This is a genomic window from Psychromarinibacter halotolerans, assembly GCF_029168315.1.
Taxonomy (GTDB): domain Bacteria; phylum Pseudomonadota; class Alphaproteobacteria; order Rhodobacterales; family Rhodobacteraceae; genus Psychromarinibacter; species Psychromarinibacter halotolerans.
Genome location: NZ_JARGYD010000020.1, coordinates 1 through 20,995 on the forward strand (window position 1 = coordinate 1; position 20,995 = coordinate 20,995).

A 20,995-nucleotide genomic window follows, 5' to 3' on the forward strand; every position below is an offset into this window, starting at 1 on the left:
TGCCGGGGTGATGAATTCGCGTAAAAGATGAGGCGTGGGGTGGTTAGACAAGTGAAGAGTTTAGAAATGTCGATGTTCAAGTCCTTCAGCCTGCCGATCGTCGAAATCGGCTTTTTCCTCATCCTGATCGGAGTGTTTGCATAATGACCATGCTGTCCCATGAATTCGTCGCCGCCGAAGCTGTCGCCAAGCCTTTGGCCGCCCGTCTCGAAGACCTGCGCGCCGCCCAGATGCCCGTTGTCCCCGGCATGCCGCACCCGCCGCGCCAGCGTCGTGAATACCTGATGGCCCTTGCCGAAGCTTTCGAGGCTGGCGAACTGGTCCTTTCGACCGATCCGCGCGCGTAAGATACGCCCGCGACGAACGACGGCCCGCCAAGCCCCGGACATCGGGGGGCGGGCTGACGAGAAGATCCAAGACATTCCGAACGCCGCACCCGTCGCCCGAACCGGACCGACGGGTTTCTTGTATCGGCTGTCCGGCCTTAGACGTAGAAATCCGTTTCCGTCAGGCCGGTGACAAGGTTCACCTCGATCCGCATGTCCGTCCCGCCGTCGCCATCCGCGTCGACGAACACAATGGTGTCCCCATAGGAATTCTCGAAGGTCCGCAGGCTGGCCTGCCCGCCGCCGGAAAAACCGCCGAGGATGTTCACCTCCATCGTGCCGGACACCAGTTGGGTGAAGTCGAGCGTATCCTGACCGACCTCGAAATTGTTGATGCGGTCGGACCCTCCGCCGGGGCTGTCCGACACCTTGCTGAACACGAAGATGTCCTGCCCGGCGCCACCGTCCATCGTGTCCGCCCCTGCGCCACCCTTAAGCGTATCGTCCCCGTCGCCGCCGGTCATGATGTCGTTGCCGATGCCGCCGAACAGCAGATCATCGTCGTCGCCGCCGTCCATGATGTCGACGCCAGCCCGACCGAACAGCACGTCGTTGCCTGTGCCGCCAAGCATGTAGTCGTCGCCGCGCCCGCCATCCAGCGTGTCGGCGCCCGCGCCGCCGTAGATGGTGTCGCGCGAGTTGTCGCCGTAAAGCGCGTTAGCGCCCGCGTTGCCCGTCAGGATGTTGCGCGACCCGTTCCCGGCGCCGTCGATGGCGTCCGACCCAAGCAGCGTCAGGTTCTCGAAGAAGTCCGCAAGCGAGAAGCTGACCGTGCTTTGCACCGTGTCCACGCCGCCGCCGGGGGCTTCGAACAGCGAGGCCGCACCGTCGTCCACGATATAAAGGTCGTTATCCAGCCCGCCGTACACCGTGCCCTGCACCGTGCCGCCGCGCCCGTCGAACACGTCCTCGCCCGCTTGCATCAGAACGTCGCCAATGACGAGGCCGGTGTTGATGAAGGTCAGGTCGGCGTCGAACGCGTCATTGAAATTGGCATCGCCGTTGCCGGCTTCCGAGTTCGCGACGGCAATGTAGCGACCGGTTGCAATGTTGAGATCGGCGATCAGCGTTCCGTCGTTGCGCAGCGTGTGGGTAAGTCCGCGGGTCTGGTAGGCTGCGGCGTCACCGGTCGCCAGGTCGTTGTTTGATCCCCCCTGAACCGTGCCGGTCGACGTGATGATCGTTTCGCCTCCGTCCGATGCGAAATCGACGATGCCGTTGTCGACGCCGTATACATAGCCGGAAACGATCAGCCTGTTGTTGTTCCCGCTGACATCGATGCCGTCACCGTCGCCGCTTGTCGCGTAGACGCTGCCGGTCGAGGCGATCGTAAGGGTATCCGACCCGGTCATGCGGATGCCGTCGCCCGTCGAGGTGACGACCATCCCGGCAACCGTCAGGCTGCCGCTGGCATCCGTGGCGAAGCTGAAGGCAGTCCCGCTCGTGTTGACGGTTGCCGTCGGTGCGAGGAACACGTCCTCTCCGTCCGCGATGCTGGTCGCCGTCGTGATGTTGCCGGTCAGCAGGGTCGCCATGACTTTCTCCCTTAGTGTGGATGCAGGAACCGAACGTAGCGTTCCGTCGGGCAGCGTTAGCCGAGACGGGTCGGATTAACTATGCGAATCCGCGGCGGCAGGCCGCGCCGGGCGGTTCGGGTGCGTCGGGCACGAGCGTACCTGTACTTAGGAACCTGTACAAAGGGGTATGTATGCCGGTGTGATTAATTCGCGTACAAGGTGAGTCATGGGGCGGTTAGAGTAGTAATCGCGTGTATGTAAGGCCCCAGATGACAACCCACGGCCAACCGGCCCGTCCCGCCGGTGACGTCGTTTCTCGATCGGAGTACCAGACTGATGACCATGCTTGCCCGTGACTTCACCGTTGCCGATGTCGTCAATCACCCGGTGGCCGATCGTATCGAAGCCCTTCGCGCCGCTCAGATGCCGATTGTCCCCGGCATGCCGCACCCGCCGCGGCAGCGGCGCGAATACCTTATGGCCCTCGCCGAGGCCTACGAGGCGGGTGAGCTTGTGCTCGCCTCTGAAATCGGTGCCTGACCCTTTGCTGCTGCTGCACTGAAGGCCGGTGGTCCGCATGGGGGTGGACCGCCGGCCAGGCAAACACTGACCCGCCGCCCGAACAGGGCCGGCGGGTTTTTTTCGTTCTGGGCGCACGAAATTCCACGCGTGTCGTATGGTGCGGGCGGCGTGCCGGACGTTATTGATCTGATTTGGAAAACTGGTGCTGCCGGAGAGATTTGAACTCTCGACCTCTCCCTTACCAAGGGCACTTTCTTGTTCCGAATCTGCCGGTTATTTCCGAGCCTTGCGCCGAAATTCATGGGCTGGCTGTACAGGGTTTGTACCGGCGCGGCTCCTGATCTCGCGCTCGTCCGCCTCGCTGTGCGCATAGATTGCGTCCGGGAGAGCGGGGTTCGACCAACGGCCGGCTTTCGCGGCGGTGACCGGATCAAGCCCCTGGCGCACCCGCATCTCGGTATAGAAGCCGTGCCGCCCGGCGGCGTGAGGCGCGATGTAAGGGATCCCCGCGCGCGCGCATGCACTCCGCCATGCTTTGAGCGGTCCAGTGCGGCTGGCGTATCCGAACACGTTGGGCGGCAGCGTTACGCCCCGCTTTCGATCGAAGGGCGCGCGCGCCGGAAGGTTCGCAAGCCGCGCAACCATCGCCGGCGAGATCGCGACCCATTGAGCGGGGTGGCCCTTGGATGCTGGTAGCCAGACGCGACCGCGCGGCAGGTCGAGGTCATTCGGTCTCAGGGCCACGGCCTGGCCGATCCGCGCCGCTGTCTCGAACATGAATTCAGCAAGAGTGGAGAGGTAGGGGCCGGCCTCCGCGGTGAAGGCGGCGAGCCACTCGCGATCGGCCGGCTGCCGCTCGCGCCGGCTTTCGGCACCACGCCTGCGGTCCTGGTCGATGCGTTCCTGGGCGCTGAAGCCGCGGATCCGGATCGGTGGGCAAGAGCCGCTGTCATGGGCATTGTTGATCACCGCGCTGACCGGCGTCAGTACCTGGCGGCGCCATGTATCGGTCGCGGCTGTCGGGTAAAGAGCGGCGGCGAGCTCGCGCACTTCGCGGGGCGTGATCGAGGCGACGGGCCGGTCGCCGAGCGCCTCGAGGATCGGCACGAGATACTTCGCTTCGGCGGGCTTGGCGGGGTAGAGGAGGACGGCGCCGGCAAAGGTCAGCGCCTCCGCTTCGTCTCCAACGAGGTGACGACGCCTTTGCCGATCGGTTTCTTCGGCGATCCAGACGCGCGCGCCTGCTTCTGTAGATGTGCCAGTGCTGCGGCGGTAGTAGCTGGTGATTGGGCGGCCGTCATACTCGATGCGGCCGCGGACCCAGAACGTCTCGCCTCGTCGGTACGGTTCGAGTGGCATTGGCGATCCTCTAGTATGCGATCGAGCTGGGCGGGCGTGATCAGCATGGCCCCCTTGCCGAGAACATGGCAAGCGCCTAGGCGCCGCGCGTGGTCGCGCAGGCTGCGCGCTGAAAGCGTCATCCGGCGGGCCCGGAAGATCTCGCACCATTCCTCGGGGGTGCGACCCTCGTCGAGGATCTGGGCGCCGGTCTGCATGATCAAGAGCCTCCGGTGTCTGCGAAAGGTTCCCCGGGGCGGCACGCCCGCCGCGCCCGGGGTCCGCGAGTGGCGGATTCAAACTGTTTGGCCGGGCGACAGCAGGAATGTGGGGGATCTGCCGCCCGGCCGGTCTGTCCGTCAGGGAGGAGTGACGCCGGACAGATAGGAAACTTGCGTATGCGCATTGATGCTGCGCGCGACGCGTTCGGTAACCGCGCCCCAGCCGCGATCCGCGCCGACCCAAGTCAGCAACACAATCGCGGCGAGGGCGACGACCCGGCGTGTGAGTTTGAGACTCCGCCGCAGCTGAATGATCTCGGCGGGGGGCAGGGTTTCGTCGAGCTGGGCCAGTTCTTCCGGTGTGGCATCCCTTTGGCGGCGGAGCACGGCCCAGCTCATGCGTCGCTGGAGCGGCGTGTCGGACGGGCTGGGGTCGGTGATCACCCGCTTGGCGCGGGCGATTGCAATGGGGCGGTGCGGGGTCTTGGTCAAGTCGCGGCTCCTGTTGCTTTGCCGGGCGGGCTACCGGGCTGATCAGGACGCTATGCTAAGAAATTTCGCATGACAAGCGCGATCGGCGAAAAAATTTAGCATAGATGCGCATCGCATGCATGTAGGATTGCAAAAATCCTTACCACGTTTAGCTTCGAGGGCCGGTTTTAGAAGGGGGTATTGCCGTGCGAGACGATGACTTGATTGAGGGTGCGAGGCGGTCTGGATTTACGATCGACTACCTGGAGTGGCTAACGCGCGGGCTATCGCGCCAGGCGCGTCTCAGGGTCATCGGCAACGCGTCGTCGATGCCTTCGAACATGAAATCTAGCGACAATCCGAACGTGCGGCGCAAGGCCAGTGCCCCGTCGAGCGACAAGCGATGATGTCCGCCTTCCCATTGCGACAGTCGTGACCGTTTGACGCCGATCCGTTCGGCGTATTCCTGTTGCGTCATACCTTCGAGTTCGCGGTGCCAGACGAGGCGTGCGGCGATGTCGGCAAACGGTTTTTGCGGGTCACTGCTCATTGTTCCGTTATGCCTTTGCCAATAAATTTCGCGCAACGTTGGAATGTTGTCTTGCGAGATGCGAAATAATTTGGCAATTGACAGGTATGTCCAAGGCAGATGTCATTCGCATTACCGACGCGATCGGCTCCGACGCGATCGAGAAAAGGTTCGAAGTCACGCACCACGCGGTGCGTGCCGCGCGCACGGCCGGGAAATTCCCGGCGGCGTGGTACATCGGCATTCGGGAGATGTGTGAAGCTGGCGGGGTCAGCTGCCCCGAAGCAGCATTCAAGTGGCGCGCGCCGACCGCAAGCGCTGGTGCGGAGCGCGACTGATGCCTGCTCGTCGCCTATCGCGGTCGAACGATCTGGAGCACGGTGTCGGAGAACCCGGCATCGCGCTTGGACATGCAGGCCAGCATGAGAAACATCCGGGTTTTCCCCTTGTCCACCTGCGCGCCCTGAGCCGCTGCCTCCAGGTAGGTCAGTGCCGCCATGAGCTGCAGGTACGCGGCATCGTCTGTGTCTGCGTTGGCTGTATCGTCCAAGAAATCGCCACAGCTCAGGTCCGTCCAGACATGTTCGATGATCGCCGAGGCGGTGTCTCGGTCGATCGCGAGTTGAGCGGCCGCAGGTGGGGCGAGGAGAAGGCTGATGAGTGCGGCAAGTCGCATTCTGAAACTCCAATTTTTTCACTGGTTACTCACCTTCGCATGTTCCGCGCGGCACCGCACTTGCCACGCCATGACTTAGACGGTGTCAGCCATTTTCCCCAACAAAACACGGTTTCCCGATGTTCAGTACACCCCTGATCCGATCGCTCTACGGCCAGCTCGTCCGCGACTTCGGCGGGGTCGAGGCTGCCGCGTTTTTCCTCGAGTGCTCGAAGGGCACGGTTTCAAAGGAGGTCAGCGGTCAGGCGGCTGTCTCGATCGACCATGCGGCGCGGCTCGAGGATGCGCTCGGCCGCTGGCCGATCACAGAGGTGATGCACCGGCGCCGGCGCGACGCGGATGGCACTTCGGATCTGAACGCGATCGCGGCAGCCGCGCTGCGCGAGATCGGTGACGTGCCCCCGGCCGTCCTCGATCTGGTGGCGTCTGGTGAAACGGGCGCCGCGCAAAAAGAGCTGGCGGAAGCGCGTGCCGCGATCGAGGCGCTCGAGCGGGCTTTGGCAAAGGGATCGAAGGCATGACGGCTGCGGTCCACGACAAGTCATGTTTCGCGGCGGTCCGTGTTCAGGCGGAACAGGGCTGCGACAAGCTGCGCACCGCTGCTGCAATTCTGCGGCGACACGGTTGGCCGGATACGGCCGACGACGTCATGCGGGCGGTCGAGCGGGTGCGGTTCATCACGAAGGCGAACGGATTGCTCGACATGCTTGAGCGCGCGGATCCGTGGCCAGAGGAGCTTGGGTGACATGGTCGAGAAGACGAGAGACGACGACGAGATCCTACTGCGTATGCTGGGGATGCGGTGCGACGGGGCGGCAAGTTCGGCGATCGGCCGCGCGTTCGGTGTCACTGCATCGCGGGTGCGCGTCATGACCGACAGGGTGCGCCATGCCGACGTCGCGGAGAGCGGCGAGCCGGCCGACGTCGTTCAGGCTGCATATTGGTGAGTTTCAAGCCAGCGGAGGCAGAGCGATGGAGCATTTCCGGACTATCGATATTGGAACGCGGCCAAAGATCACTGGCCATATCGAGGCGGAGCCGCCGCTGGAGTGGGTTCCGATCAAGAGCCTGGTCATCGATGGCGCCTACCAGCGGCCACTGCTGACGGCCAACTGGAAGGCGATCACAGCGATCGCGACGGCGTTCACATGGGCGCGGTTCACGCCGGTGCTGCTGTCGCCGACGGTCGACGGGCGGTACGCGGTGATTGATGGCCAGCACCGGGCGCATGCGGCGCTGATGCGGGGCTATGACCGGATTCCGGCGATGATCGTTCGGATGTCGGCTGCGGAGCAGGCCGCTGCCTTCGCGCACGTCAACGGCGACACCGTCAAGATCACCCTGTTCCACGTCTACAAGGCGGCGTTGGCGGCGCGCACGGCCTGGGCGGTGAAGGCCGAGGCTGCGGTCGCTGCGTCGGGATGCCGGTTGATGACCCTTCACAAGTCGAGCCCGGAGAAGAAGCCGGGTGAGGTGTTCGCGATCGCGCTGATCCGGACCTTGGTGGAGCGCGGCAAGGCGGATGTCGTGACGGCGGGATTGAAAGCCATCCGCGACAGCACGTCGGTAGACGAGGCGTTGATGTACTCGGCGAACGTGTTGCGCCCCTGGCTGGAGACGTTGGCGACCAGTCCGGAGTTCCTAGACAAGCCGCTGGCGGAGTTTCTCGCGGATGTCGACCTGCTCGAGATCGAGCAAAGGGTCGACGCTCGACGCAAGGCGTCGGGCGACCGCGGGCCGCGGGCGGCGCAGCTTCGGCTGGAGATCCAGCGAGCCCTCACGACTTGGTCGGCGGCGCCTCAAAAAGCCCGACTGCCGGCGCCGCCATCAATCGAACCCAAAGAGGTGACGCCTGAGCCGCGGGCGGTCAGCCGGGCGGACGAAGCGTTTGGTCAGGCGTTGGCGCGCGAGCCGAAGCCGAAGGTGGGCAGCAAGCTGTCGAGCTTCGCTGAAGCAGGCAAGCGCCGGGCTATGGGGATCTGAGGCAGGTCGTCGCGCGGGTGAAGGGCAAAGTCCCACCCGTGCGACGCGGCGCTGGGAGAACACGATGGGGCGAGACGCGAATGAGGGCAAGGCGGCGGCGCTCGCGTTTGACGCGTTGAGCGCCGCCGAGAACGCGGAGCAGGGGATGCTCGAAATGTCCGAGCAGCTGCGCCTGGCGCGCGAGGCGCTGCGGCTGCCGGCCGGCCATCCGCTGGCGGCGGCGATCCTGCACTTCATGGATGGCGTGGCGGCTTTCCGGCCAGGGGCGGCGGGCAAGCAGCTGCAGCGCGAGGTCGAAGATTGGTGGTCGAAAGAGAAGGCGAGCAGGGGGTCGTAAGTGGGGCAAATGATTTACAAGAACATCGAGATACGCGGCGTCGTTTATGCTGATGCTAGGGCTGCGGCGGTGGCGCTTGGTGTGACGCCAGACAACGTCCGCATGTGCATCCGAAATGGCACCTTGCACCGCTGCGGGACCGGGGGCAGCCATCCCGAGCCCTTACCGGTGCGGATCCGCGGCCGGGTGTATCCGTCGGCCCGCGTCGCGGCTCGCGCGCTGAAGGTGCGGGCGAATACGATCTACAAGGCGCTCGGCGAGGGTGACGTCGATCGAGTTGGCGTGAAGCGGTCGCATCCGAGAAACCGGGCGAAACCGGTGACGATCGGCGGGCTGACATTCCCCTCTATGCGGGCCGCGAGCCTCGAGCTGGGGTTTCAGGGCGAGTACGTGTCGCAGGTGCTGCGAAAACGCACCCGGCGCGGCCTGGAGGAGATCACGGCAGCCGCCATGCGGCTTTCCGCGAAGCGCGATGCGGAACGAGGGCGTGCGGCATGAGCCACAAGGCGAACCGATGGTTGGCGGACTTGGATCCGGCATCGCTGTCGAACAGCGAGTTTCGGATCCTGTTCCACCTGTGCGATTGCCATAACCCAAGTGCCGGTTGCTACCCGTCGCAGGAGTACCTTTTGCGGGCGACCGGGGTCTCGAATGGCACCTTGAACAACGCGTTGAAGGCGATGGAGGGCCGGGGCCTCGTGCGCCGCGAACGACGGTTCGATGGTCGCACAAAGAAGCAGTTGAGCACGCTCTATGTCCTCGGCTTCGAACTGTCCGATCCGGAAGAGCCGTCTCCAGAAACTGGAGACGGGCCGACTCCAGATATTGGAGACGGGCCGACTCCAAAAACTGGAGACGGAGCCGACTCCAAAAAAACGGCAATCCCGTCTCCAAAAAATGGCCGATCCCGTCTCCAGCCCACTGGAGACAAACCTGTAAAGAACCAGAAAGGAACCAGGCGCGCGTTGCCGCCGGGCGGAAAAACGCTCGAGGGCGCAGCGCATTTCTGGGCAGCGAAGATCGCAGATCCCGAGGCGTACGTGCCGCCTTCTGCCGTCTCGCTGGCTTTGGCGGAGTTCATGCTGAGAGAGGGCTTGGTTGGCCGGGAGGCGCTGCGGCAACGTGGCATCGACCTGCCTGCCGTGCCCGCCTGACAGGAGGCGACGATGACCGACGAGCAGACAGGCGTGGAAGAAACGAAGCGAGGCAGGGTGCGCAGGCTGTTCTGCGACCCGATGGATGAACTCGGGTTCCGAAGGCCGCGCCGGATGGACGACGAGACGTTCCGCGCAAAGCAGACGCGCATGGTCGATGCGCTGACCTACATGAGCGACGACGGTCTGCGCACCCTGTTCGATTTCATGAAGTCGAAGGGACAGGGTAAACAGCGCGACCAGTGGCCGCCCCGGGCGATGATCTACGCCTACGCAGAACTGATCGAGCCGTGCCCGATCGAAAAGATCCCGTCGATGCTGTCGTGGTTCCGGTCCTCGGCCGGTGCCCGGGCAGCGGAGGATGACACTCTCGTCGAAACGTTCGAGTTCATCCAGAAGTACAAGAAACCACCAACGATGGACGGCGCCCAGGCAGCAATCCGGCGCCAGGCCGAGGAGCGCCGCCGGAATATATCGATGGCCAGAAGCCGCGTCGATCGTGGGGTCGCGATGCCGGACGACGAGCAGCTGCTGGCGTGGCACGCCGACCGCATCGCGGTGGTCAAGTCGATCATGAAGCCGGCTGACGCCGAGGAGCGGCGATGACCAGGCACTGGCTTGAGGTCGAGGTGGGCGACGTCGCCGAACCCGGCGATCGCGATGGCAGGGAAATCGTGCGCCTCGGCGTCCCGCGCTGGTACGCGTTGCGGTGCCGCCCGCAGCGCGAGAACGCCGCCGAGCGATGGCTGTCGGAGCGTGGCGTCTATGCCTTCCACCCGGTGACAAGCCGGGTGACTCAGGTCAAGGGGACGCGCCGTGAGGTCACCAGCTGCTATCTGCCGGGCTATGTGTTCGCCAGGTTTCCCGGCGAACCTGTGGGTCACCGAGTGCTTGGGAGCCCGTTCATAAGCGATGCGCTTCGGACCAGCAGTGGGCAGTGGGGCATTTTGGGCGTGTCCAAGCTGCGGCGCCTGCACGACATGCGAAGGGTCGATCAGGCCATTCGGCAAAGGCAGGGGCTGGAAGCCAAAAAACTAAGGGCTGCACGGCAGCTGAAGTCGGGTGACCGGGCGCTGTTCAAGGCGGGTGTGTTCGCGGGTTTCGATTGCGAGATCGTGGCCGTGGACAAGTGGAATGGCGCCAAGGTGCGGCTCGAGCTGTTCGGCAGGGAGGCGTTGGTCTCCGCGTCGCCTGACGACCTGGTGAAGCTGAGCGGCTGAAATTCCATGTTGACAGTTTCGCAATTGCCCGCATAGCGTGCCTGCCCATAGCCTCTGGTCGGCCAGCCCCCGCGTATAGAGCGGCAGCGCCCCGACTGCTGGGCGGCGAGGGCCGGTTGAAAAAACGCTCGGTTCATCCCGCCCGAAACTCGTCCCGACTCTCCCGACAAGCCCCGCCATAGAGCGGGGTTTCGTCGTTTCTGGACTATGGGTGCGAGGTGATCTCGTGAACGTGGACGGTGAGGTGAGCGTGGGTCGACTGGCCGGAAGGGGAATGCCGAGCAGGCTCAAGCCTGCAGCTGGTCGCCTGCGCTCACCAGCTGAGGACGAGGCCAAGGAAGCGCCCGGTCGTCGGTCGCCGAGCTGGACACACACCGCGCGCTGGCAACGCCTGCGGCTTGAGATCCTCGATCGAGACGACTGGCTATGTCAGGCCTGCGATCGGCCCCACATGCTGGTCGAAGGGCGAGTGCATCCTGACAGTGCGGTGGTCGACCATCGCCGCCCGCATCGTGGCGACGAGGCTCTGTTCTGGGATCGTCGGAACCTCTGGTCGGTCTGTAAGCGGTACCACGATCGGGTCAAGCAGTCGCTCGAGAAGGGCGGACGCCAGTCGAAGTGACGGCCCTGGGCAGGGGGAGGGGGGTGCGATTTCCAGAATCGGCCCATTTCCCCAGACCCGCGCCCCCAACATGCGGAGATTTTTTTCTGATGGGCGATGAAAATCGGGACAACGTGATCGGCTACACCCTCTGGGGTGACCCGGTCTACTGCCGCGCGGGCAAGCGCGGGCGGCCCCGGTTTGAGCGGACCGAGGAAAATGCGCGCCGCGTCAGCATGTTACTGGCGATGGGCTGGGGGAATGAGAGGATCGCGGGGTGCATCCTTGATCCACGGACCGGCAAGTCGATCAGCGTCCCGACGCTGAAGCGGTATTTTAGATCCGAGCTGGCAGAGCGCGACCGTGCGCGCGATCGGCTGGATGCCCGGCGGATGATGATCACCGCAGAGCAGGCCTTCGGCGGAAACGTCGGGGCGATGCGCCTGCTGAACCAGATGGTCGAAAAGAACGACGCGATGAATGCCTCTGCTCGGCTGACGGCGGATCCCGACAAGGGCAAACTGAAGTCGGAGCCGCTGGGTAAGAAAGAGCAGGCGCGGCGCGAGGCGCAGCGCGTCGCGGTCGGAGACACCGACGGCGAATGGGGGTTCGACCTCAAGCCCGGGTACGAGCACTAGGACATGCTCGACGCAGTCCAGATTGATGACGGGTTCGCGCCCGACCCGGCGTGGTCGACCGCGCTACCGGACTGGGAACGCCGCATAACGAACCGGCTGACGCTTATTCCGGATTTGCCGCTGTTCGATGCGGTCGCGGACAAGGCGCTGAGGATCTTCAAGCGCCTGAAGGTGCCGGACCTGATCGGGACGCCAACCTATGGCGAGGTTTGCGACGACTGGGTGTTCGACTTCGTGCGGGTCATCTTCGGAAGCTACGATCCCGAAACCAAGCGGCGCATGATCCGAGAGTTCTTCCTGCTGGTGCCGAAGAAGAACGGGAAGTCGGCGATCGCTGCCGCGATCGTGGTGACAGCGGCGATCCTGAACGAGCGGCCAAATGCCGAAGCGATTCTGATCGCGCCGACGCAGGAAATCTCCGGCATCGCCTATCGGCAGGCCGCCGGGATCATCAATCTGGATCCGGACCTAAAGGCTCTGTTTCGAGTCCAGGGGCAGATGAAAAAGATCACGCATCACACGACCGGATGCGAGATCAAGATCTTGTCGGCAGACGGCGACGTCGTCACTGGATCCAAGGCAGCGATCATCCTGATCGATGAGACGCACGTGCTGGGCAGCAAACAAAAGGCGCCTCAGATTTTCCTCGAGCTCCGCGGTGGCCTGAAGTCTCGGCCCGAGGGCTTCATGCTGCAGATCACGACGCAGTCGAAGGAGCGCCCGACCGGCCAGTTCGAGAAGGAGCTGCAGCGCGCGCGCGCCGTCCGCGACGGGAAGCTGGCTTTGCCGATGCTGGCGGTCATGTACGAGCTGCCCGACGAGATGTCCGAGGCAGAAGCTTGGCGCGATCCCTCGACCTGGTCGATGGTCAACCCGAACCTTGGGCGATCGATCCACGCTCGAGATCTTGCCGACGATCTTGCAGCGGCCGAGGCAGACGGTCCTGAGGCGCTGGCTCTCTTCGCCAGCCAGCACCTGAACGTGCAGGTTGGCCTCGGCCTTAAGACCGGCCGGTGGGTCGGGGCTGACTATTGGGAGCAAGCAACCCGGGAGGGGCTGAGCTTCGAGGACATCCTCGAGACGTCCGAAGTGGTCGTTGCTGGCGTCGACGGCGGCGGACTGGACGATTTGCTGGGGTTCTGCGTCCTGGGGCGGCATGCCGAGACCAAGATCTGGCAGGCTTGGTCGATGGCCTGGGCCGATCGCGACGTGCTGACCTTACGCAAGTCGATCGCGCCGGAGCTCGAGGCGCTGGCGGAAGCCGGCGATCTGGTTCTGGTCGACAACATCGAGGACGAGGCAAACCCCGAGATCGTTGAGCTGTGCCGGCGGATCCGGGATGCCAACCTTTTCCCCGAGCAGGATGGCATCGGGATGGACCCGGAGGGCGTGGGGTCGATCATCGACGCGCTGGTGGCCGAAGGGTTCCGGATCGAGGATATCAGGGCGATCAGCCAGGGCTACAAGCTGAACGCCGCGATCAAGACGACGCCAGTGAAGCTGAAGAACGGTCGGATGATCCACGGTGGGCAGCGGCTGATGGAGTGGTGCGTCGGCAATGCGAAGACCGAGGCTCGGGGCAACGCAGTCATCGTGACGAAAGCGCAGAGCGGGACCGCGAAGATCGACCCGCTCATGGCGTTGTTCGACGCGGTTCAGCTGATGAGCTGGAACCCTGTGGCGGCAAACAAGACGGGCGCGATCGTGATCGGTCCGGACTATGAGGTAGCTTGAATGGGCATCCTGAAACTGTTCGGCGGTGATCGCTTGTCGGCCGCCGAGGACGCGCAGCGCGATGCGGCTGACCATCGGTTCTTCGAGGACCACGGCGGCGCGACGAGCGAGATCGACGTTCATGTCAGCGTGTCGCGGGCCCGGAAGGTGCCGGTGGTGCGCAACTGCTTGTCGCTCCTGGCCGGCTCGGTCGCCGGACTTGAGAACGGCGTTTTCCGCCGCGTTGGCGAGGATCGTGTCGAGCGGCGGGTCGATCATCCGGTGGCGAAGCTGCTGCGCAATCCGAACCCGCGGCAGACCGGTTTCGACTTCATCTACCAGATGGTCGACGACCTGTGCGCCGAGGGCGATTTCTACGCCGAGAAGGTGTTCGAGGGAGGCGAGGTCGTCGCGCTCTGGCGGATGGAGCCGCACCGCGTTGTGGTGGAGGAGCTCGCGGATCTGAGAGAGAGGCGCTATCGGTTCCGTGATCGCTGGGGCCGTGAGCGCATCCTGCTCGCGGACGAGGTTTGGCATATCGCCCTGCCGCCGCTCATGGACGATCTGAAAGGCACGTCACCGATCTTGGTCGACGGGCGCGAGGCGGTCGCAGTCGCGATCGCGCTCCAGCGATACGCGAACACCCTGTTCAAGAACGACGCCACGCCGGCATACGCGTTCTCGATGGAGGGGCACTTTGCTGACGCCGAGTCCAAGGAAAATTGGACGCGGTCGATGCTCCGGCGCCTGACTGGCCGTCGTCGGCACCAGCCGATGGCGCTGGAGTACGGGATGAAGCCGCACCGTCTCGGTCTGACGGCGGAGGAGGCGCAGTTCCTCGAGACCCGCAAAGAGCTCTGGCTTGATCTTGCGCGTCTGTGGCGTGTGCCGCCGCACAAGGTCGGGATCCTCGATCGCGCGACGTTCAGCAACATCGAGCACCAGTCGCTCGAGTTCGTCACGGACACCTTGCGCCCGATCCTCGAGCTCATCGAGCGGTCGGTCGGGAAGTTCCTGCTGGATCTGCCCGACGAGTACTTCGAGTTCAACGTCGAGAGCCTTCTGCGGGGCGACATCAAGGCTCGCTATGAGGCCTACTCGATCGCCCGGCAGTGGGGCTGGATGAGCGTCAACGACGTCCTGCGGATGGAGCACCGCAATGGCATCGGGCCGGCGGGCGATCGGTACATGGAGCCGCTGAACATGGTGCCGGTGGGCGCCGGCGCCGAAGAGCGCAAGCCGGAGCAGCGCGAGGCGATCGACAAGTCGATCGCGTTCCTGCGCGGCTCGGTCGGCGGGAAGAAAGGGAAACCGAGATTGGAGCTCGTGAAAAATGCCGCATGAAATCGACCGTGTCCTGGCCGCCGTGCAGTCGCGCACCTGGCTGATCGACGAACAGAAGGCTGCAGAGGTCGTGGCGCTCCTGGCCGTGCGGGCAGAGACCGGCGCTGGCGTCGAGTGGGCGGGCGAGGACAACGAGCCGATCTACGCGGCGGAGCCTGTGTCCGGCCGGCGCGGCACCGTCCATGTACTGAACCTGCAGGGGACCATCATGCCGCGCGCCGGCATGCTCGGCCGGATGTCCGGGGCGTCGTCGCTGGACCAATTCGGCAAAGCCTTCGACGAAGCGGCGGCGGGTGCGAATGCGCAGGCGATCGTCCTGGACATCGACAGCCCAGGCGGGGCGGTCGACATGGTGGCGGAGACGGCCGAGAAGATCTACCGGGCCCGCCGCGCAGGACGGCCGATCATCGCTGTCGCGAACACGATGGCGGCGTCGGCGGCCTACTGGATCGCATCGGCCGCCGACGAGGTGGTGGTTACGCCCTCGGGACACGTTGGCTCGATCGGTGTCTACGGCATGCACGACGACATCTCGGCTGCCCTAGAGAAAATGGGCGTCAAGCGCACGATGGTCCGTTCCGGCGCCCGGAAGGCCGAGGGCGCCGTCGGGCCGTTGGACGAGGCGGCGCTGAAGCACCGGCAGGCCTCGGCGGACTATGCCTACGACATGTTCACCCGCGCAGTCGCCCGCAATCGCGGCGTGGATCTCGCGGTGGTTCGCGCCGATCCGGAGAAGGATGCCGCACACATGGGCGGCGGGCGGGCCTACAATGCGAAGACCGCCGTGTCGCTACGGATGGCCGATCGCGTGGCGACCTTCGAGGAGACCCTCCAGCGTGTCGCGTCGGGGCGCAAGCCCACGAACACGTCGCTGGCGCGGCGCCGGATGGCGCTGCTCTGAATTCCCAGACCTTTGGTCTTTCCGATGCGGCGTGCGCCGGGCGCGCTGTTGACGGCTATTTTCCCCCGGTAACAGAGGAGCGAGCCTGGCATGAGTAAAAAGGCTGCACTGCAAAAGCGCCTCGCTGAGCTGCAGGCGGAAGGCACCAAGATTCTCGACGCGGCAGAGTCCGCGGAGCGGGGTCTGACGGCCGAGGAAGAGTTGCGGTTCGAAGCGATCGAGGACGAGATCAAGGCCGTCCAGTCGGACATCAAGGAGGCCGAGAAGATGGAGGCGCGCAAGCGCATCCTGGGTGGCCTGGCGGCTGGCACCACGCTGTCGCCGGCCGGCGGCACGACGGTCCGCGATCTGAACCCGGAAACCACGGCTGGTTTCGCCGACCTGGGCGAGTTCGCTGTTGCGGTTCACGCGGCCGTGCATGGTGGCGATCGGGACGAGCGGCTGGTCGCCCTGGCGAACAGCCACGAGGGCGGGACGACCTCCGGCGAGGGCTACATGCTGCCGCCGGCTCATCGCGACGAGATCTGGGAACTGGTGAACCAGTTCGACGAGTTCGGCCCGATGATCGACGAAGAGCCGACCGCCAATCGCAGCGTCAAGCTGTTGGCCGACGAGTCGACGCCGTGGGGCGCGACTGGCATCGAGTCCTACTGGCGGGCGGAAGGCTCGCAGATGACGGCCTCGAAGCTGGCCGGCCAGGAGCGCAACGTTCCGCTGCACGAGCTATACACCCTGGCGCTTGCCAGCGAAGAGCTTCTGGAGGATGCGCCGCGCCTAAACGCGCGCCTGTCCCGTAAGGCCGCAGAGGCGATCGCGTGGAAAAAGAACCTGGCGATCGTCGAGGGCACCGGTGTCGGCCAGCCGCTCGGCTGGTTCAACTCTCCGGCGATGGTCACCGTGCCGAAGGAATCCGGCCAATCGGCGGACACCCTGGCTACCGAGAACATCGTCAATATGTACTCGCGTCTGCTGATGGTGCCGGGGTCGCAGCCCTTTTGGCTGGGCAACAGCGATATCCTTCCGCAGCTGATGACGCTGACCCTCGGCGACAAGCCGGTCTGGCTGCCGCCCAACGGACTTGCCGGCGCGCCGAACGGCTTCATCCTCGGTCTGCCGCTGCGGCTGTCCGAGTACGCCAAGACCCTTGGCGATCTCGGCGACCTGCAGCTGATCCAGCCGCGTGGTTATTACGGCGCGCGTCGGGCGTCGGGTGTGAAGTACGCGACCTCGATCCACCTGTACTTCGATTACAACACGCAGGCCTTCCGGTGGGTGTTCCGCTACGGCGGTCAGCCGCATTTGTCGGCGCCGGTCTCGCCGCACAACGGCACGGCCACGAAGTCGCACTTCGTCGCGCTGGCAGAGCGGGCGTAACGGACGCCGGCGCGCGGCGACCGCGCGCCGACGAACGCTTGGCAGCCGCCCCGGCCATCGGGGCGGTTCCTTCCAGAAACCCAATCGGAGACTTTCACAATGGTTCAGAAAACCACTCCTGCATCCCATCGAGCCGCCGTCGTCGGCGTGATCGATCCGGATGTGACGGCTGCCGGCACCGTGACGACCGGCTGGATCCCGATGTCGAAGTTCGGCCTGATCATGGCGACCGTGATGGCGGGCACCCTTGGGTCCAGCGCGACCGTCAACGCCAAGCTCGAGCAGGCGACCGATGCGTCGGGCAGCGGGGCGAAGGACATCGCCGGCGCGGCGATCACCGAGCTGTCGCAGGGCGGCACGGACGATTCCGACAAGCAGGCCGTGATCCAGTGCTACGGCGAGGATCTCGATCTGGCCAACAACTTCACCCATGTTCGGCTGTCGGTGACGGTGGCGACCGCGTCGTGCGACCTTGGCGCGCTCGTGATCTGCATGGACCCGCGCTATGGGCCGGCGTCGGACAACGATCTGGCGAGCGTCGCCGAGATCGTCACTGTCTAAGCCCTGTTTCGCAGTAACTCGGCCGCGCCTGCCCGGCGCGGTCCGACCTGAAGGAGAAGGGCTATGGCAAACGAGAACGGCAAGACGGTGGTGAAGTTCCTGCGTGACCATGAGGTGCAGGATGAGCATCGCGGCACCGACAAGGCGACGTGGTTCCGCAAGGGGGCGCGCAAGTCGCTCGAGGACCGGTCCGCGCAGCACTTCATCGAGCGCGGAATCGCAGTGCCTGCGGGTCCGACCAAGCGTCGCAGCAAAAGCTGACGCATCGTGTCGCTCACCACGATCACGCCGCCGTCCCAGGAACCCTTGACTGCGGCGGACCCGGTCCTTCGGCAGCACCTTCGCAAGTTCGAGGACGAAACCCACGAGGACGCGCTGATCGGCGAGTTGATCGCCGCGGCGCGCGCTGATGTCGAGACGTACACGCGGCTGCGTCTCCTGACGCAGACCGTGACCTGGACGCGGGATGGGTTCTGCTCGATCGAGATCCCGGTCGCGCCGGTGCAGGAGGTCGTGGAGGTGCGCTACCTGTCCTCCGACGGAAGTTGGGTGACGGTCGCTTCCGATGTCTATCGCCTGACCGGGCGCAGGGTGGTCGCGGCGCCGGGCAAAGTCTGGCCGGTGCCGGCCTGCGAGCCTGGCAACGTCGAGATCGACGTCAAAGTGGGCTACGGCGACGCGGCCTCCGACGTGCGGCCTGAGATCCTGCATGCCGTGCGCCGCCATGTGGCGCACCTGCTATTGCACCGTGGCGATCAGGCTGCCGACGGTGGAATGACCGAGGCCGTGCGCAGAACGCTGCGCCCGTTCATCCTGTGGATGTGATGCACCTTGGCCGCTGTCGGGAGCGGGTGGCGTTCGATGAGCCGGTTTCGACCTCGGACGGATCCGGTGGCCAGGAGGCTGGCTTTTCCGAGGTGTTCAAGACGCCAGCGCATTTTCGCTACCTGCGAGGGGGCGAGACCGTGCAGGCCGCGCGGCTCGAGGGGCGGCAGCCGGTGGTCGTGACTGTGCCGGCCACGCCGCGCGCCCGGCGCATTACGACCGACTGGCGCATGCGCGACATCAATCGGGTGACCTATGCCTCGGACGGTTCCGCCGTTCTGGGCGTCTACGCCGTGAAGGCGCCGCCGGTGCTCTCCGAGGATCGCGCCTGGCTGGAAATCACTTGCGAAACCGGCGTCGGCTACTGACGCGACACAAGGAAAGGGAACCTTCATGACACTCTCTTGCGATCTGAGCGTCCGCTTGGCTGCAAGCCAGCGAGGCTCGAGCGACTTCGGTGGTGACCGCTTCACGCCGACGGTCGCGGCCGCGATCCAGTTGGCCAGCGGAACCGGCGCCGGTCAGGCGGACATCCTGTTCGTCGATGAGCGGACCGTCTCGGCGTCCAGCAATGATGACCTGGATCTGTCGGGGGTTCTGGCGGATGCGTTCGGCGCGACGATCGCGGCAGCCGAGATCGTCGCGATCCTGGTCATCAATGGTCCGATCTCGGGCGAGCCGAACCTCTCCGACCTGACCATCGGCGGCGCATCCAACGCCTTCGAGGGGTTCCTGGGCGGCACCAGCCCGACTGTGGGGCCGATCAAACCTGGCGGAGTGTTCCTCCTGGCCGCGGGCGATGTTGCAGGGATTGGCACGGTTGGTGCCGGCTCGACGGACGAGCTGCGGATCTCGGCGGGCGCCGGCGGTGACGCGACCTACCAGATCGCAATCATTGCCCGCAGCGCATAACGGCGGCCGCTGGGGATGGGCCCGACGCGGGCACTACAGGCGGCGATCTATGAGGCGCTGCTATCGTCGCCGGCGGTGACAGAGATCGTGGGGGATCGCATCTTCGATGCGGTGCCTCAGAGCGCCCGCAACCGGTTTCCGCGGATCACCTTCGGGCCGTCGGATGGCCTCGATGCGGAGACCGACTGCGTCCCGGCCGATGACCTGTTCTTCCAAATCGACTGTTGGACGCGCGCCGATGGTCGGTTGGGACCGTGCCGGGATCTGGCGGAGGCGGTGCGGGACGCGCTGCACCAGGTGCCGATCTATGCGGCGCTGCCCTTCGCGATCACTTCCGGCCGCGTCGCGCGGGTGCGGGTGTTCGAGGATCCGGACGGGGAGACGGGCCACGGCGTCGTGTCCTTCGAGGCGACCGTCGAGCGGCTCTGATGGTTGAGGGTGTCGCCGGGTTCAAACGCCGAATGCGCGACATTCCGGAGATCGTGCGACTCGAGCTGACAAAGCAGCTGGAGAAAGAGGCCGACAAGGTCGTCAAGTTGATGCGGGCATTCGCGCCCGTTGGTGCGACGCGGGAGCTGATCGAGTCGATCGGCTGGACCTGGGGCGACGCGCCGAAGGGGTCGATCACGGTCGGAAAGGTCCGAGGTGGCATCGCCCAGGACGAGATCGCGATCACGATCTACGCGGGCGGCGGAAGGGCGTTCTATGCGCGGTTTCAGGAGTTCGGGACGGTCAACATGGCTGCAAACCCGTTCTTCTATCCCGCGTGGCGGGCGGAGCGATCGCGGGTGCGGTCAAACATCAAACGGGCCGTGAAGCGCGGCTTCAAGAAATCTTAATGGAGGTTCGCGATGACGACCGCGACGACGACTTCTTACAACGAGATGGTGCTGGAGGTCGAGTTCGACCCGGTCGGTGCGGCCGGCGTCTACTCCAAGATCTGCGGCATGACCGGCGTGACGATCAACCGGACGCCGAACATCACCGAGACTCCGGTTCCGGACTGCGATGACGAGTCGCTGCCGCACAACATCGAGAAAGACGTGGCGTCGATCTCGGTGACCGTCTCGGCGACCGGCGTTTGGGCTGCCGCGCGCAAGCACGAGCTGCTGGACTGGTTCTACAGCGCCGGCAAACTCAACTGCCGGCTGCGCGATGTGCAGGCTGAGCAGAACGGTGCATCCGGCGATATCTATGCCGAGTATGGCCCGGCAGTGATCGGGATCTCGAACGAGCGCCCGGCTGACAAGGGCCGCATCACGGCGTCGATCGAGCTTCAGTTCGACGGCACGCCGCAGCGTCTGACCGTCGCCTGATGGATCCTATCCGACTGGTCTGGCCGGGCGGGGAGAGCGGTTTCGCTCTCCCGATCGACCGGCTGCGTGCCCTGCAGACCGAGACCGAACGGGGCCCCGAGGAGCTCTTCAACCGCCTCCGTCTCGGGACGTGGGCGCCCGACGAGATTCTGGCCATCCTCCGCCAGGGTTTGATCGGCGCCGGCATGGAGGTCGAGACGGCCGGGCCGCTCGTCGCCGGCGTGGTCGCGACCGCGCCTTGGGCAAAGCTGAAGCTGACGGCCGCTGCCGTGCTGCGGCACGCGCTTTTCGGCCCGGAGGATGACCGCGTGGGAAAGCCGGAGGGGGCGACGGAGGCAGCCCCGGAAAATGGCGCTTCTCCGGCCTCTACGGAGACGGCGCCGTGATGGGGTTCTCGCCCGAGCAACTCGGGCGGATGAGTGTCTGGGAGTTTCTGGCGTGCCGTGACGGCTGGAA

The 20,995-nt window shown here is 65.1% G+C and carries 32 protein-coding genes; 26 read left to right on the forward strand and 6 right to left on the reverse strand.

Annotated elements, in window-relative coordinates; translation table 11 throughout:
- The first annotated feature begins 143 nt into the window (after positions 1–143).
- Positions 144–347, forward strand: coding sequence for a hypothetical protein (locus P1K30_RS23150; RefSeq protein ID WP_275635115.1), 204 nt, complete (start codon positions 144–146; stop codon positions 345–347).
- 137 nt (positions 348–484) lie between these two features.
- Here the strand turns inward: P1K30_RS23150 and P1K30_RS23155 are convergent, their stop codons facing one another.
- Positions 485–1,921, reverse strand: coding sequence for a calcium-binding protein (locus P1K30_RS23155; protein ID WP_275635116.1), 1,437 nt, complete (start codon positions 1,919–1,921; stop codon positions 485–487).
- Positions 1,922–2,239: 318 nt separating this feature from the next.
- Between P1K30_RS23155 and P1K30_RS23160 the strand changes: the two genes are divergently transcribed.
- The gene (locus P1K30_RS23160) at positions 2,240–2,443 is read left to right on the forward strand and encodes a hypothetical protein (RefSeq protein ID WP_275635117.1); all 204 of its coding nucleotides are present in this window, start codon (positions 2,240–2,242) and stop codon (positions 2,441–2,443) included.
- 255 nt (positions 2,444–2,698) lie between these two features.
- Here the strand turns inward: P1K30_RS23160 and P1K30_RS23165 are convergent, their stop codons facing one another.
- The 3 genes from P1K30_RS23165 to P1K30_RS23175 all read right to left on the reverse strand — a co-directional run bounded on the left by P1K30_RS23165 (position 2,699) and on the right by P1K30_RS23175 (position 5,005).
- The gene (locus P1K30_RS23165; protein WP_275635118.1) at positions 2,699–3,784 is read right to left on the reverse strand and encodes a tyrosine-type recombinase/integrase; all 1,086 of its coding nucleotides are present in this window, start codon (positions 3,782–3,784) and stop codon (positions 2,699–2,701) included.
- Positions 3,785–4,122: 338 nt separating this feature from the next.
- Positions 4,123–4,476 carry a hypothetical protein gene (locus tag P1K30_RS23170; protein ID WP_275635119.1) on the reverse strand — a complete coding sequence of 118 codons (354 nt, stop codon included), beginning with the start codon at positions 4,474–4,476 and terminating at the stop codon, positions 4,123–4,125.
- Between the two features lie 238 nt (positions 4,477–4,714).
- On the reverse strand, positions 4,715–5,005 hold the full coding sequence (locus tag P1K30_RS23175; RefSeq protein WP_275635120.1) for a helix-turn-helix domain-containing protein: 291 nt from the start codon (positions 5,003–5,005) through the stop codon (positions 4,715–4,717).
- Positions 5,006–5,091: 86 nt separating this feature from the next.
- Between P1K30_RS23175 and P1K30_RS23180 the strand changes: the two genes are divergently transcribed.
- Complete coding sequence (locus P1K30_RS23180) at positions 5,092–5,322, forward strand: hypothetical protein (RefSeq protein WP_275635121.1); 231 nt, start codon at positions 5,092–5,094, stop codon at positions 5,320–5,322.
- A gap of 14 nt (positions 5,323–5,336) precedes the next feature.
- On the opposite strand, the gene P1K30_RS23185 is transcribed toward P1K30_RS23180, so the two are convergent.
- Positions 5,337–5,660, reverse strand: coding sequence for a hypothetical protein (locus P1K30_RS23185; RefSeq protein ID WP_275635122.1), 324 nt, complete (start codon positions 5,658–5,660; stop codon positions 5,337–5,339).
- A gap of 119 nt (positions 5,661–5,779) precedes the next feature.
- Here P1K30_RS23185 and P1K30_RS23190 point away from each other — a divergent pair, with 119 nt between their 5' ends.
- From P1K30_RS23190 to nusG, 9 genes are all read left to right on the forward strand, one after another.
- Entirely contained in the window at positions 5,780–6,181 is a 402-nt protein-coding gene (locus tag P1K30_RS23190) for a hypothetical protein (protein WP_275635123.1), read from the forward strand.
- Positions 6,178–6,405, forward strand: a complete 228-nt coding sequence (locus P1K30_RS23195) for a hypothetical protein (protein WP_275635124.1) — start codon at positions 6,178–6,180, stop codon at positions 6,403–6,405. Before P1K30_RS23190 ends, P1K30_RS23195 begins: the two co-directional genes overlap by 4 nt.
- 1 nt (position 6,406) lies before the next feature.
- On the forward strand, positions 6,407–6,607 hold the full coding sequence (locus P1K30_RS23200) for a hypothetical protein (RefSeq protein ID WP_275635125.1): 201 nt from the start codon (positions 6,407–6,409) through the stop codon (positions 6,605–6,607).
- A gap of 25 nt (positions 6,608–6,632) precedes the next feature.
- The gene (locus P1K30_RS23205; protein ID WP_275635126.1) at positions 6,633–7,643 is read left to right on the forward strand and encodes a ParB/Srx family N-terminal domain-containing protein; all 1,011 of its coding nucleotides are present in this window, start codon (positions 6,633–6,635) and stop codon (positions 7,641–7,643) included.
- A 64-nt stretch (positions 7,644–7,707) separates the two neighbouring features.
- Complete coding sequence (locus P1K30_RS23210) at positions 7,708–7,980, forward strand: hypothetical protein (protein ID WP_275635127.1); 273 nt, start codon at positions 7,708–7,710, stop codon at positions 7,978–7,980.
- A 9-nt stretch (positions 7,981–7,989) separates the two neighbouring features.
- Positions 7,990–8,478, forward strand: a complete 489-nt coding sequence (locus P1K30_RS23215; RefSeq protein WP_275635128.1) for an NUMOD1 domain-containing DNA-binding protein — start codon at positions 7,990–7,992, stop codon at positions 8,476–8,478.
- Positions 8,475–9,134 (forward strand): helix-turn-helix domain-containing protein, encoded by a 660-nt coding sequence (locus P1K30_RS23220; protein ID WP_275635129.1) that lies wholly within the window; start codon positions 8,475–8,477, stop codon positions 9,132–9,134. The genes P1K30_RS23215 and P1K30_RS23220 overlap by 4 nt, the downstream gene beginning before the upstream one ends.
- Before the next feature lie 12 nt (positions 9,135–9,146).
- Positions 9,147–9,740 carry a hypothetical protein gene (locus P1K30_RS23225; RefSeq protein ID WP_275635130.1) on the forward strand — a complete coding sequence of 198 codons (594 nt, stop codon included), beginning with the start codon at positions 9,147–9,149 and terminating at the stop codon, positions 9,738–9,740.
- Positions 9,737–10,354, forward strand: a complete 618-nt coding sequence (nusG, locus tag P1K30_RS23230) for a transcription termination/antitermination protein NusG (protein ID WP_275635131.1) — start codon at positions 9,737–9,739, stop codon at positions 10,352–10,354. The genes P1K30_RS23225 and nusG overlap by 4 nt, the downstream gene beginning before the upstream one ends.
- A 424-nt stretch (positions 10,355–10,778) precedes the next feature.
- Here nusG and P1K30_RS23235 read toward each other — a convergent pair whose 3' ends face one another.
- Positions 10,779–10,928 carry a hypothetical protein gene (locus tag P1K30_RS23235; RefSeq protein WP_275635132.1) on the reverse strand — a complete coding sequence of 50 codons (150 nt, stop codon included), beginning with the start codon at positions 10,926–10,928 and terminating at the stop codon, positions 10,779–10,781.
- A gap of 137 nt (positions 10,929–11,065) precedes the next feature.
- Between P1K30_RS23235 and P1K30_RS23240 the strand changes: the two genes are divergently transcribed.
- The 14 genes from P1K30_RS23240 to P1K30_RS23305 all read left to right on the forward strand — a co-directional run bounded on the left by P1K30_RS23240 (position 11,066) and on the right by P1K30_RS23305 (position 20,925).
- A complete protein-coding gene (locus P1K30_RS23240; protein ID WP_275635133.1) occupies positions 11,066–11,593 on the forward strand; it encodes a resolvase in 528 nt (175 codons plus the stop codon).
- A 3-nt stretch (positions 11,594–11,596) separates the two neighbouring features.
- Complete coding sequence (locus P1K30_RS23245; protein ID WP_275635134.1) at positions 11,597–13,327, forward strand: terminase large subunit; 1,731 nt, start codon at positions 11,597–11,599, stop codon at positions 13,325–13,327.
- Complete coding sequence (locus P1K30_RS23250; protein ID WP_275635135.1) at positions 13,328–14,650, forward strand: phage portal protein; 1,323 nt, start codon at positions 13,328–13,330, stop codon at positions 14,648–14,650. It begins immediately after the preceding gene.
- A complete protein-coding gene (locus P1K30_RS23255) occupies positions 14,640–15,551 on the forward strand; it encodes a S49 family peptidase (protein ID WP_275635136.1) in 912 nt (303 codons plus the stop codon). The genes P1K30_RS23250 and P1K30_RS23255 overlap by 11 nt, the downstream gene beginning before the upstream one ends.
- A gap of 90 nt (positions 15,552–15,641) precedes the next feature.
- Positions 15,642–16,925, forward strand: coding sequence for a phage major capsid protein (locus P1K30_RS23260; protein ID WP_275635137.1), 1,284 nt, complete (start codon positions 15,642–15,644; stop codon positions 16,923–16,925).
- A gap of 99 nt (positions 16,926–17,024) precedes the next feature.
- Positions 17,025–17,486: a hypothetical protein gene (locus P1K30_RS23265; protein WP_275635138.1), complete on the forward strand. Its 462-nt coding sequence runs from the start codon at positions 17,025–17,027 to the stop codon at positions 17,484–17,486.
- A 63-nt stretch (positions 17,487–17,549) separates the two neighbouring features.
- The gene (locus P1K30_RS23270) at positions 17,550–17,747 is read left to right on the forward strand and encodes a hypothetical protein (protein WP_275635139.1); all 198 of its coding nucleotides are present in this window, start codon (positions 17,550–17,552) and stop codon (positions 17,745–17,747) included.
- Between the two features lie 6 nt (positions 17,748–17,753).
- Positions 17,754–18,311: a head-tail connector protein gene (locus tag P1K30_RS23275; protein ID WP_275635140.1), complete on the forward strand. Its 558-nt coding sequence runs from the start codon at positions 17,754–17,756 to the stop codon at positions 18,309–18,311.
- Positions 18,311–18,679 carry a head-tail adaptor protein gene (locus P1K30_RS23280; protein ID WP_420852189.1) on the forward strand — a complete coding sequence of 123 codons (369 nt, stop codon included), beginning with the start codon at positions 18,311–18,313 and terminating at the stop codon, positions 18,677–18,679. The genes P1K30_RS23275 and P1K30_RS23280 overlap by 1 nt, the downstream gene beginning before the upstream one ends.
- A 25-nt stretch (positions 18,680–18,704) precedes the next feature.
- The gene (locus P1K30_RS23285; protein ID WP_275635142.1) at positions 18,705–19,223 is read left to right on the forward strand and encodes a hypothetical protein; all 519 of its coding nucleotides are present in this window, start codon (positions 18,705–18,707) and stop codon (positions 19,221–19,223) included.
- Between the two features lie 15 nt (positions 19,224–19,238).
- Positions 19,239–19,652, forward strand: coding sequence for a DUF3168 domain-containing protein (locus P1K30_RS23290; RefSeq protein ID WP_275635143.1), 414 nt, complete (start codon positions 19,239–19,241; stop codon positions 19,650–19,652).
- A gap of 32 nt (positions 19,653–19,684) precedes the next feature.
- Complete coding sequence (locus P1K30_RS23295) at positions 19,685–20,062, forward strand: HK97-gp10 family putative phage morphogenesis protein (protein ID WP_275635144.1); 378 nt, start codon at positions 19,685–19,687, stop codon at positions 20,060–20,062.
- A 12-nt stretch (positions 20,063–20,074) separates the two neighbouring features.
- Positions 20,075–20,539 (forward strand): phage tail tube protein, encoded by a 465-nt coding sequence (locus tag P1K30_RS23300; protein WP_275635145.1) that lies wholly within the window; start codon positions 20,075–20,077, stop codon positions 20,537–20,539.
- Positions 20,539–20,925 (forward strand): gene transfer agent family protein, encoded by a 387-nt coding sequence (locus P1K30_RS23305; RefSeq protein ID WP_275635146.1) that lies wholly within the window; start codon positions 20,539–20,541, stop codon positions 20,923–20,925. The genes P1K30_RS23300 and P1K30_RS23305 overlap by 1 nt, the downstream gene beginning before the upstream one ends.
- Positions 20,926–20,995 lie beyond the last annotated feature (70 nt).